Source organism: Antarctobacter sp. (genome assembly GCF_048262615.1).
GTDB lineage: Bacteria > Pseudomonadota > Alphaproteobacteria > Rhodobacterales > Rhodobacteraceae > Antarctobacter.
In genome coordinates, this window is record NZ_JBLXFB010000051.1 from 1 (window position 1) to 11,575 (window position 11,575).

At 61.8% G+C, this 11,575-nt stretch carries 12 protein-coding genes; 6 read left to right on the forward strand and 6 right to left on the reverse strand.

Annotation, left to right across the window (positions count from 1 at the left end; genetic code table 11):
- On the reverse strand, positions 1-716 hold a 716-nt coding region (locus ACN0S5_RS23545), incomplete at its 3' end, for a cytochrome-c peroxidase (RefSeq protein WP_417211671.1).
- Between ACN0S5_RS23545 and ACN0S5_RS23550 the strand changes: the two genes are divergently transcribed.
- Entirely contained in the window at positions 693-1,187 is a 495-nt protein-coding gene (locus ACN0S5_RS23550; RefSeq protein WP_417211672.1) for a tetratricopeptide repeat protein, read from the forward strand. The genes ACN0S5_RS23545 and ACN0S5_RS23550 overlap by 24 nt on opposite strands.
- A 335-nt stretch (positions 1,188-1,522) precedes the next feature.
- Here the strand turns inward: ACN0S5_RS23550 and ACN0S5_RS23555 are convergent, their stop codons facing one another.
- The 4 genes from ACN0S5_RS23555 to ACN0S5_RS23570 are packed head-to-tail and all read right to left on the reverse strand — an operon-like array spanning position 1,523 to position 5,184.
- A complete protein-coding gene (locus ACN0S5_RS23555; RefSeq protein ID WP_417211673.1) occupies positions 1,523-3,019 on the reverse strand; it encodes a tripartite tricarboxylate transporter permease in 1,497 nt (498 codons plus the stop codon).
- 1 nt (position 3,020) lies between these two features.
- Entirely contained in the window at positions 3,021-3,470 is a 450-nt protein-coding gene (locus ACN0S5_RS23560) for a tripartite tricarboxylate transporter TctB family protein (protein WP_417211674.1), read from the reverse strand.
- Positions 3,471-3,473: 3 nt separating this feature from the next.
- A complete protein-coding gene (locus ACN0S5_RS23565) occupies positions 3,474-4,424 on the reverse strand; it encodes a tripartite tricarboxylate transporter substrate binding protein (protein WP_417211675.1) in 951 nt (316 codons plus the stop codon).
- A gap of 28 nt (positions 4,425-4,452) precedes the next feature.
- Positions 4,453-5,184, reverse strand: a complete 732-nt coding sequence (locus ACN0S5_RS23570) for a GntR family transcriptional regulator (RefSeq protein WP_417211676.1) — start codon at positions 5,182-5,184, stop codon at positions 4,453-4,455.
- An 84-nt stretch (positions 5,185-5,268) separates the two neighbouring features.
- On the opposite strand from ACN0S5_RS23570, the gene ACN0S5_RS23575 reads away from it, so the two are divergent.
- On the forward strand, positions 5,269-6,042 hold the full coding sequence (locus ACN0S5_RS23575; protein WP_417211677.1) for an amidohydrolase family protein: 774 nt from the start codon (positions 5,269-5,271) through the stop codon (positions 6,040-6,042).
- Positions 6,043-6,412: 370 nt separating this feature from the next.
- Here the strand turns inward: ACN0S5_RS23575 and ACN0S5_RS23580 are convergent, their stop codons facing one another.
- On the reverse strand, positions 6,413-7,114 hold the full coding sequence (locus ACN0S5_RS23580) for a winged helix-turn-helix transcriptional regulator (protein ID WP_417211678.1): 702 nt from the start codon (positions 7,112-7,114) through the stop codon (positions 6,413-6,415).
- 260 nt (positions 7,115-7,374) lie between these two features.
- Between ACN0S5_RS23580 and ACN0S5_RS23585 the strand changes: the two genes are divergently transcribed.
- From ACN0S5_RS23585 to ACN0S5_RS23600, 4 genes are read left to right on the forward strand one after another with little or no spacing between them, the layout of a single operon-like run.
- On the forward strand, positions 7,375-8,145 hold the full coding sequence (locus tag ACN0S5_RS23585; RefSeq protein ID WP_417211679.1) for an OsmC family protein: 771 nt from the start codon (positions 7,375-7,377) through the stop codon (positions 8,143-8,145).
- A 58-nt stretch (positions 8,146-8,203) separates the two neighbouring features.
- Positions 8,204-9,439 (forward strand): NAD(P)-binding domain-containing protein, encoded by a 1,236-nt coding sequence (locus ACN0S5_RS23590; RefSeq protein WP_417211680.1) that lies wholly within the window; start codon positions 8,204-8,206, stop codon positions 9,437-9,439.
- A gap of 16 nt (positions 9,440-9,455) precedes the next feature.
- Positions 9,456-10,037: a GFA family protein gene (locus ACN0S5_RS23595; RefSeq protein WP_417211681.1), complete on the forward strand. Its 582-nt coding sequence runs from the start codon at positions 9,456-9,458 to the stop codon at positions 10,035-10,037.
- Between the two features lie 15 nt (positions 10,038-10,052).
- Positions 10,053-11,138 (forward strand): NAD(P)H-dependent flavin oxidoreductase, encoded by a 1,086-nt coding sequence (locus tag ACN0S5_RS23600; RefSeq protein WP_417211682.1) that lies wholly within the window; start codon positions 10,053-10,055, stop codon positions 11,136-11,138.
- The last annotated feature ends 437 nt before the right edge of the window (positions 11,139-11,575 follow it).

Here is an 11,575-nt window from a genome sequence, read left to right on the forward strand (position 1 = left end):
TCATAGGGGCTGTCGATGCTGATCCATTCGGCGGCCATGAAGGCGCCCAGAGCATTGCCGATCTCGACGATGCTGACCTCTGCCGGGGCGTCGATATGGTCAAAGGCCTCGACGAACAGCGCGCCGTATTCCGGGATCGTCCGCACCCGTTTGGCAATGATGGGCCAGCCGAGGTCGATCCGGTCATGGACCGCGCCGGTCACGTCGTTTTCGCCCACGTTGCCTGCCATCTCGAACTGGGCGGTCAGCGGAAAGAGCGCCTGCGCAGCGAGGATGCTGTTCAGGCCCTGCGGCAGCCACTCCTCTGCCGGGCTGTCAAAGCCGTTGCCGTATTGGTCCGAAATTTCCAGCCGACCGTCGTGAAAGAGAACGCGCACGGATTTGTGGCCGAGGTTCCACAGGGCAGGGGCGTTTCGGGGGATGCGTTTGCGGATCGCTTCGGGGCCTGTTCCGGGGGTTCGATCAGGTCCAAGGCCGTGCCCGCCCTCGCCGATGCCAAGGCTGAGACCGTCGCCGCTGGCGAGGCTGTGGTGGTGGCAGGTGCCGCAGGAAATGTTGCGATTGCCGCTGAGGATGGGGTCGTAGAACAAAAGCTGGCCCAAGCGGGCTTGCGCCGGGTCGGTGGGCAGGAAATCATCCATCGTGATGGGGTCGGCCCGTGATGGGCCGGTGAGGATGAGGAGGCAGATCAGATGCAGGGCATGAGACAGGCGCATGGGATCATTCTGGCAGGGTTGCTGGCGCTCTCAAGTCCTGTTTTTGCCGCCGATCTGGAGGAGGCGCGGGATTTGATGGAAGCGGGGGAGTTTTCCGCCGCGATGGATCAGTTCCGGGTGCTGGCGCGGTCTGGCAATGCCGACGCGGAGGAATTGATCGGGGTGATGTATGCCTTGGGGCTGGGCGTGGAGAAGGATCCGGAGCGGGCGTTCGAGTGGTATCTGAGGGCCTCTATGAAGGGGCATCCGGGGGCGCAGTCGGGGCTGGGGTGGTATTATGAACTGGGGCTTGGGATGCCCGCGCCGGACCTAGTGCGGGCCTATCTTTGGTATGCTCTCTCGGCCATCGGGGGGGACGTGGACGCGCCGGATTCGCTAGAGGAATTGACCCCGAGGATGGGCCGGGAGGAGCGGAAAAGGGCGGAGGTTCTGGTCGAGGATTATCGGGTCTGGATGTATCCGTTTCGATGAGGGGAAATGGGGTGTCCACGCGTGGACAGCTTAGGGGGAATGCAGAATCAAGGGGTTACAGGGACGAATTTAGGGTTTGTTTAGAATTTTGGGGGGCAGTGAGGTTTTTGGGGACTCGGTGTACTTTGGTTTGGGTTGGTTTGGGTTGGCCGTGGTCGTCGTTGATGGGGTTCGCGTGAAGATTGCGGTTTCTTGGCGTCATAGAACAACTTGCAATCGCATTCGGCCCAGTCCGGACGATCATCGCAACTGCGATTGCTGCAGCGCAGCTTCACCAAACCGGTCCTTCCGCCACGAACCGGCGGCCGCAAAGTTCAGAGCGGAAGTTCTCCGGCTCACGCCCCCCTTGTGACACGCCGACGGCGCATCGCCTTGGCGATTGGCCAGACGATCACGAGGAGGGTCGCAATGGCAAGCACGGCCGAGATCGGGCGGGTCAAAAGTTCGGTTGCATCGCCGCGGCTGATCAGCAGGGCGCGGCGGACGCTCTGTTCGGCCATCGGGCCGAGGATCATGCCAAGTATGATTGGCGCCAGGGGGACGTTGACCTTCTCCAGAAAATACCCGACGAGACCGGCAGCGAGCATGACCCAGAGGTCGACCGGGCGGCCGTTTATGACATATACGCCCAGGCACATCAGGATCAGGATCGAGGGCACCAGAAGCACGCCCGGCAGGCGCTGGAACTGGGCAAAGACACGGGTCGCGACGGCACCTCCGAGAGCGAAGATCAGCACCGAGGTCAGCAACATTTCCATCATGAATCCGCCGACCAGCACCGGGTTTTGGTGGAACAACTGCGGGCCAGGCTGCAGCCCGTGGATGGTCAGCGCGCTCAGCACCAGGGCCGCGACCACGTTGCCCGGGATGCCGAGCGCGAGCGCTGGGATCATCGAGGCGGCGTTGTCTGCATTGTTGCCGCATTCCGCCGCCGCCACGCCCTGCGGGTTGCCCTTGCCGAAGCTCGACGGGTCGTCCGAGGCGTTCTTGGCCGCGTTGTAGCTGAGGAAGGCCGCTATATTGCCGCCCGCGCCGGGCAGGATGCCAACACCGATTCCGATACCGGAGGCGCGCAGCCAGGTTGGCAGCAGCCCACGTACCTCGCCGGGTTTGAAGGGCACGTTGGTCAGCTTGAGTTGCGCCGCCGACAGCCCCTTGAGATCGGCTTTCTCGGCCAGCTGCAGCACCGGCGGCAAAGCGTATAGCCCCACCAGCACAACAATCAGGTCGAGCCCGCCCAGAAGCCAGGTCTGGCCGAAGGTGAAGCGCGCCTGACCCGAGAGATTGTCGATCCCCATTGTGCCGACAAGCAAGCCCAGCACCGCGGCCATGATCCCCTTGACCGGGTCCGATCCGACCATGACACCGACCGAAGCCATGCCGAAGATCGCTATCCAGAAATACTCTGCAGGACCAAAGAACAACGTCACCCGCGCCAGCAGCGGTCCGACCGTCATCAGCGCGATGGCGCTGGCGATGCCGCCCACCGCCGACGACCAGCAAGCGATCTTCAGCGCCTTGGCGGCCTCGCCCTTGTCGGCCATCGGGAAGCCGTCGAAAGTGGTGGCGATCGAGGCGGGCGTACCGGGAATGCGCAGCAGGATCGCCGGGATCGCGCCGCCATACATCGACCCGTTGTAGATGCCCGCAACCATCGCGAGCGCCACCAGCGGATCCATCGAATAGGTCAGCGGCAGCAAAAGCGCGATTGCCATAACCGGGTTCAGTCCCGGCAGCGCGCCGATAAAGACACCGAGCAGCGTGGCGCCGATCATCGCCACAAGCGGCCAGAATGACAGGACGTGAGCAAGCGCGCCGGTGTAGAATTCCATGTCAGGCTCCGGATGCGAAGAGGGACAAAAGGGCATCGCGCGGCAGCGGCTTTTCCAGCAGCACCGAGAAGACGAGGTAAATCAGAACCATGAAGACCAGCGCCACGACCAGAGCATAGACGGCTTGGCGGAAACCCAGCGCCATGGGCAGTGCCAGCATCAGGAGGAATGACGCGGTGTAAAAACCCAGGGGCACCACCAGCGCCACGTAGATCGTCGCGATCACCGCCGCGATGATCATCTGCGCAGGCGCATCGATCAGCGCCCGCGCCTCGTTCCGACCGAAGCGGACAGCCCGCACGGTCACCGCCCCGCCAAGAAGCGCCAGGATCAGGCCAAGCACCATCGGGTAATTCCCACTGGCCCCGTTGTAATCAGTTGCCATCCAGGCTGCAGCAATGCCAAGTCCGACAAAGAGCAGACCAAGCACGAAATCCTGACGCTTCTCCATGGCTCAGAGCCCGAGGTTCTTGGACACTTCGGCCAGTGCGTCGTATTCCGACTGCAACCGCGCACCCAATTCGTCGCCCTTGACCACATGGGGCACTTCGCCCTTGGTGGCCAGGAACTCGACGTAGGATGGGTCGTTGACCGCCTCGTCGATCACATCCGCCAGTTTACTCACGATCTCCGGATCCAAGCCCTTCGGTCCGAGGATGGCACGCCACAAAAGCGTTTCCTTGTCGCCAAGCCCCAGCGCCTCAAGCCCCGTAGCACCCGGCAGCGCCGGCACATCGGCGGCGGACGTCACCAACGGGCACTTGGCCTCGCCACTCTCTACGTAAGGAAGAACGGTCGAAATCGAGCCGCCGTAGATGTCCACGTGGCCGCCGAGAAAGTTCTGAAGAGTCTCGCCCGCCCCGCCAAAGGGAATGGCGATGGCCTCGATCCCCTTGGCTTGAAAAATCCGCTCTGCCGCCAGTTGCATGGTGCCACCGATGCCGTCGTTTCCATAGGTGTACTTGCCGGGGTTGGCCGCAAGTTCCGCAAGGAATTCCTCTCCCGTGGTGGCCGGGAAATCGGATTTAACGCAGAGAGTGTACGCGGTCTCCGAGGTCGAGGCGATTGGCGTGAAGCTATCGAGCGAATAGGCCACGTTCTGCACCTGCGGCACCGTGGTCAAAGGACTGTTCCATGTGGCGAACAACGCATAACCGTCCGGCTTGGCCTGCATGAACTGCGATGCGCCGACCGAACCGCCGCCACCGCCCACGTTGAGAACCGCGATGGAAGTGCCCAGTTTTTCCTCCAACAGGATCGCGAGCTTGCGGGCGCTGGTGTCGGTACCGCCCCCTGCGCCGGCCGGAATGGTCAGTTCGATGGCGCGCTCGGGGTATTCTGCCAGTGCCGGGGCGGCCAGCGCCACGGTCGCCGTCAGACCGAGCAGGATGGTCTTGATCTTCATGGTCTCTCTCCCTTTTGAATTGAAGTCGTCAGTTGATTTCGCTCCGATAGCGAAAGCCTTCGGCACTGCCGCTGGCGATGCGCCATTCGACAGGTTTGTCCTCGACATCGAATGCTGTGCGGCGGATCACCGCCAGCGGATCGCCCGTCTGGACGCGCAATTTCTGGGCCACCGCGTCGGAGGCGCGTCCGAACGACACCTCATCCGTCGCGCGCTTCACCAGCACACCGAAATGCTCGAAATATGTCGGGTACAGCAGTGGGCCGAACGCGGTGTCCGGCAGCTCCTCGAACCCGGCGAACCGTGCCCGGGGAATGTAGATTTCCTCGAAGAGTACCGGTTGGTCCGACAGGCTGCGCAGGCGCACGATCTTGATCACCTCCCCGGTGCCAAGCGCCTCAGCCGCCTCGGCGGGGGCCTCGGCCCGGCTGCGCAGGATCATCTGGCTTTGCGGAATCGACAGCGGCGCGCCGTCACCGTCTCGCACCGGAAAGAAGCGAAACAGCGTGGCGTTGAACGACGGTGCACGCATGTAGGTCCCCGAGCCCTGCCGGCGTTCCAGCAACCCCTCGCGCACAAGCCCGTCGACCGCCTTGCGCACCGTGCCCACGGACACGTCAAATTCCCGCGCCAGGCGGGCTTCGGAGGGGATCGGTTGATCCGGCGTCCAGTCGCCCGCAGCAATGCGTGCTGTCAGCGTGTCGCGCAGCCGGGCATAGGCCGGCAGACGCGCGTCAGTCGTGGCGAATCCGTTGCTCATTGTTGTCCTCCCGAGGCAGCTTCTAAGCGATGTTGACCCATCCAGTCAACTAGTCATATATATGAATTGTCTTGGGAGGGCCTCATGATCCAGTTCGACTGTCACGCGCATGTCTATGAAACGGTCACCGCAATTGATGGTGCGCGGTACATCCCCGCTCGGCCTGCGCCATTGGCCGATTGGCTGGCCAACCAGAAGGCCCATGGCCTACGGGGCGGCGTGATCGTGCAGGTCAGTTTCCTCGGCACCGACAATTCCGAGTTGTGCGCAGCACTTACAAAGCTGGACCGATCGCGTTTCGCCGGTGTCGGCGTTGTGCCCCTGGACGTGGGCGACGAGGAGTTAGACCGCCTCTTGCACTCCGGAATCCGCGGCGTCCGATGGAACCTTGTGCGCGGAGCCAACATGCCTGACTTGGATGCGACCCTGACCCAGCGCTTTCTGGCCAAGCTGAGAGACCGCGACCTGCACCTGGAACTTCATCTGGAAGGCCCGCGCCTCGCTCCGATCCTTCCTGCGCTTGCAGATCAGGGAGTGAACCTGGTCGTCGACCATTTCGGCCTGCCATCCGAGCCAGACCCCAGCAACGATCCGATGATCAAAGCCGTCTCCGATCTTCCCGACCGAAACGGGCTATATTTCAAGTTCGCCGCACATTACCGTACGTCTTTCGACACCAGCCCTCATGCGGATGAACTTCTGGAGCTACTGCCTGACGATCACGTCGTCTGGGGTAGCGACTGGCCGCATACCCAGCACGAGAACAGCACCGGGTATTCCGACGTCTGGTCCCGCAACATTTCGTGGCGGGAATTGTCGGACGGAACCGCCGCGCGAAGACTGTACGACATCGGCTAAAAGGCAAATCGGAGCTATCAGCACCAGCCGCCGTCTTTGCACGCAAGTCCGAAATGTAGCTCGCGAAAACAGCGGCCGTCGCAAGCTACGCTTTGGCGCTATACGACGACATAATCAACCTCCGGCCCTTTGCGGTCGTTCCCCGACGAGCAGCAGAATAGCGTCACCAAATCGAAAATTCGCTGCGCACGCGAAATAGCCGAGGTTTCGCATTGCCGTGTGAACTGCGCTCCTTCCGCGATGCTTGCAGAGCGGAAAATCTGCGAAGAATTTTCGTGTCGAAGCATCCTGTCTTGGCGGCAGGGCCGATCTGTCCAATACGCAGCTTCCTTTGGTATCCCGGTAAACTGCTGATTGCCGCATCGACGCATCAGCCTGCAGCAAGGATGTCTTCAGCGTTCGGCAGGCTGGCAAAGATGCAGTCGGACAGCCAGAGCGTAATATCACGGGTCAGGGCTGTTGGGCCGATGATTTCCATCGCGCCGGAGGCTTTCGCTGCACGATAACTGGTGCGTCCCAACCATGCATCCGCCATTGCACGGACCTTGGTGGTAATAAAAACATCCACGTCCAGTCCCGGATCGGTGGTGCAGACGTCGACAGCGCCACCCTCCGCCGTGATCCACCATTTCGGCTGTTCGGGAAAATCGGTGAACTGGAACAACACGACGGTTTTACCGTCCGGCAGGTTTTCGGTGACCACGCTACGTTGCAGGTAAAGCATGAGCAATTCGACGTCATAATCGGCGTCGCTCATGAAAGCCTTGGACCACTCCATTCCCCAGGCGCCCAATGCCAGCAGGACGGGTTGCAGTTTCTTGCAGCTTGGCGTCGGCACGTATTCGTGGCCGCGTCCCCCTTGTATCTGGCGTTTATAGACGAGGTCGTATTCCTCAAGCGTGGCCAACCTGCGCGTCAGCAATGTCGGAGATATTGCACCCAGCCCGCGTTGCAGTTCGGAGAAACGTGTGCTGCCCATCAAGAGCTCGCGCACGATCAGCATCGTCCATTTCTCTCCGAGGATTTCGGTGGATTTCGCGATCGGGCACCACTGACCATACTTGTGCGACATGACAGCTACTCCAGAAAATGTAGCGACTTGCTCCATTTGGTATAGCGCGTTGCTCCATTGTGTAAAGCAGCCTTGGGTCGTGCCGCAGAGTACATCTGCCCCCACGAAACGCCTGCTTTGGCGTCTTGCTGGAGACAACCCCTCCATTCGTTCCTACCCGGCTTAGCCGCCGTTTGACGCAATCCGCGCCAGTCGCGGCGTTGCGCTGGCTGCCCTTGGCAGAAACGTCCGGAGGCAACGGACATCAAGGAGACTGCGCCGTGAAACACGAGACATTCAAATTCAAGCCCGCACCCCCGTACGGAAGCGGCTTTGCCCGACTGCGGGGGCTAATCGGCCCCGGGGGTTTCCGCGACTGGTTCGCGGCCCGCACCCGCATCGCGCCACATGACGCCCGCCAGCAAAAAATCGTGGCGGACCGCGGTACCCAAATCCACCCGCAAACCAACCCAAATCCAAAGGAAAAAGAAATGACCATGCACACCCAAATCATCGACAACGGCGTCAATACCGAAGCGCTGATCGGCGCGCGCGGCGCATTCACCGAGATGCCGCAGGCGGCGGCCTTCACCTTTCGCAGCGCATGCGAATGGAAGGAAGGCACGTACAACGTCAACACGATTAATGGCTATTTCGGCCTGGGCGAAGAGCATACCCGCAAGCAGAGCTATACAATCGAAGCCGATCACCCCGAGGTCTTCGCGGCCCATGACCGCGCTGCCACACCGACCGAGATCGTCCTGGCGGCCCTTGCCAGCTGCCTCACAGGCGGTGTCGCGGCGGTGGCGCAACATCGCGGGATCCAGCTTCGCTCGGTCCGCTCGACGGTCGAAGGCGACATCGACGTGCGCGGCATCCTCGGCATGGACCCCGAGATCCGCAACGGCTTCTCGACGATCCGCGTGACCTTCGAGATCGACGCCGATGCGAGCGACGAAGACATCCGCGCGCTGGTCGCCCAATCGCAGAAACGCTCGGCCATGTTCGACATTCTGACCAACCCGACCAATGTCGCCGTCCGCGCCGCCTGACACATCAACCTCCGCCCGCGATCGGTCGGGCGGAGACCCACTTGGAAAGGCAAAGAACATGAAACGGATACCAACTCTGGTCATCGGTGCCGGACAGGCGGGCCTTGCCATGAGCCATTGCCTGACCGAGAGGTCGGAGCCGCACGTGGTGCTCGAACGCGGAGAGGTCGGCAACTCCTGGGCTCATGAGCGGTGGGACAGTCTCACCATGCAATCGCCGAACTGGCAAAGCCGCCTGCCGGGGTTCGCCTATTCCGGGTCCGATCCGCATGGCTACATGATCATGCCCGAGGTCGCCACCTACCTGAGTTCCTATGCGATGCACTCCTGCGCGCCGGTCGAAACCGGCACCACCGTGACGTCGGTCGCGCGGGACGGTTCGGCCTTCGTCGTTGCCACTGACAAGGGCAACTGGCGCGCGTCGAACGTGGTGGTGGCAAGCGGGGCATGCAATCGCTCCGCCATGCCGGATTTCGCTCGCGACATACCCCGGTGGATCACGCAAGTCTCGCCCCTGTCGTACCGAAACCCCTCGGACCTGCCTGCAGGCGGTGTTCTCGTCGTCGGCGCGTCCGCCACGGGCGTGCAACTTTCCGCCGAGATCCATGCCTCCGGCAGACCCGTTATCCTTGCGACCGGCAACCACATCCGGATGCCGCGCCACTATCGCGGCCATGACATCACCTGGTTGATGGAGCAGGCCGGGCTCTTTTCGGCGACGCTGGACGACGTTGACGACATTGCCCGCGTCCGCTCCCTTCCGTCGCTGCAGTTGGTCGGCGACCGGTCCCGCCGGTTCCTTGACCTCAACGCGCTTCAGGAGATGGGCGTCGAAGTCACCGGCCGGTTGGTGGGCTACCGCGACGGGACGCTAATGTTCTCCGGTGCGCTGGCCAATGCCGCGGAGCTGTCCGACCTCAAGATGAACCGCGCGCTTGCGGCGATCGATGGCCGGGCAGCGCAGTGCCGCCTGGACTTAACCGAGCCCCCACGTCGCTTCGCACCGACATCGGTGCCGCAAACTCCGCGCCTTGCCCTGTCGCTGGCCAGTGGCGCCATCTCGACCATCGTCTGGGCCTCGGGGTTTCAGCCCGAAATGTCGTGGGTTCACCTCCCCGTCTTCGATCAAAGGGGTCGACTGAGACACGACGGCGGCATCGTCGCGCCGGGGCTCTATGCCCTTGGGCTGCCGTTCTTGCGGACCCGGAGATCCACCTTTCTCGACGGTGTGGGCGACGATGCCCGCGTGCTTGCGCAGCACATTGCAGAAACCCGCGGTCGACGGGCAGCATGATCTGAAGGAACCCGCCATGTACCAGAACCAAAATCAGTTGACCGACCAAAAAAGCGTTGAAGAGGCAGCGTTTTGCGAAGGCGGGTGCGGATGCGGCGCGGTGCGCTATCGCGTGACCTCTGAGCCGCTGATTGTCCACGCTTGCCACTGTCGGCTCTGCCAAAGGCAGACCGGCAGCACGAACGCCGTCAATGCGTTGATCGAAGCAGATCGGGTCATCGTTTTGTCCGGCACGGTCGAGGAAACCCTTCTCGACACGCCCAGCGGTCACGGACAGCGTATCGCGCGATGCACCTCTTGCAAGGTCGCGCTCTGGAGCAACTACCTGATCACCAACCAGGGCGATCACCTGCGCTTTCTGCGCGTGGGCACTTTGGACGACCCGTCCCTGATGACGCCCGACGTGCATATCTACACGGGCACCAAACAGCCTTGGTACATCCTCGCGCGTGACGTTCCCGCAGCGGAAGAATTCTATCATCGCAAGACCACGTGGTCCGAGAGCAGTTTGGAACGCTTGAAAGCGCTGTGTGCAATGTCGGGCGCCCCGTTCAAACGACACCCACACCGCGCGTCAAACCGTCCTGAATGCGATTAACGAAGGGAATCAGCCATGTGGCCCGACAACCGTATCCGCGACCTGTTCGCCATTGATTTGCCGATCATTCAAGCGCCAATGGCAGGGGCCAGTGGTCCTGAAATGGCGCTTGCGGTCAGCGAGGCAGGCGGGCTTGGCTCATTGCCCTGCGCGACCCTCGATCCAACGCGCCTGCGCAATCTGCTGGCCGCAGTGTGGGACAGGACCGACAGCCCGCTGAACGTGAACTTTTTCGCCCACGCCGTCCCAAAGGATGACCCGGAACGCGACGCCGCTTGGATCGCGAAGCTTTCTGCCTACTACACCGAGTACGGGCTTGAGCCGCCCGAGACTCTGTCCCCCGGACCCATCCATCCCTTCGACGCGACGCGTTTCGCAATCGTCGAAGAGTTTGCGCCGAAAGTTGTCAGCTTCCACTTCGGCCTGCCGGACCCGGCGCTGGTGTCACGGATCAAGGCGGTCGGCTGCAAGATCATCAGTTCCGCCACGACCGTGAGTGAGGCGCGCTGGCTGGCCGCCAATGGCTGTGACGCCATCATCGCTCAGGGCCTTGAGGCCGGCGGCCATCGTGGCATGTTTCTGACCAACAGCCTTGGCAGCCAGATGGGAACTCTGTCTTTGGTGCCGCAGGTCGCCGACGCTGTTGACGTCCCGATCATCGCGGCCGGCGGCATCGGCGACGCGCGCGGCATTGTCGCCGCCTTTGCACTTGGGGCAAGCGCCGTTCAAATCGGAACGGCGTATCTGTATACCGACGAAGCCAAAATAAGCCCGATATACCAGCGATCCCTGGAGGACGCCGCCAACAGTGAAACCATGGTCTGCAATGTGGTTTCCGGCAGACCAACCAGAGTGCTCGCCAACCGAATGGTTCATGATCTTGGACCGATTTCGGAGAGCGCCCCGAATTTTCCCAACGGGTTTGCCGCAACAGGCCCGATACGCGACGCGGCCGAAGCGATTGGAAAACAAGATTTCAGCGCCCACTACTGTGGTCAATCGGCCGCGCTTGGGCGCAGGGCCACTGCATTCTCGCTGACGCAGGAACTGGCTGCAGGGGCGCTGCGGTATTTCCATCCGCAGTGCACTGCGTCGCCTTGAGTCGTACTGCCAAATGGGTTTGTGGCCGCTAAGCACGTTCAAAGCGCCGAGATTTCCACGCCGGTTTGCGGCCAGCATTTCTTCTGCAATTCATGCAAACATCGGTATTTCTGACAGCATCCAAGCTCGTGGCACTGAGCGGCCGCAGAGGAACAACTTCTACCAGGAACTAATCAAGAAAGGTTCTGTCGGATTGTGCTCCGACCAGACCATCGCAACGCAGAACGGCAACCCGGGTTCTCCAGTTGGCGCTGGTCAGCTTCCGCGACCTACGCCATTCTTTCTCTCACTTGCAGCGAATGGCAGCTCTTCGCCGATTCTGTGGAAAAACACCCGTTCGCAATCGCAGAATATCGTTGATTCAAGGTGTCGCGAGCGCCTTTCCTGTCAGGCTTTGCACGGTTGCTGCGGTGCGGGAAAGACCTTGGCTAATTTGC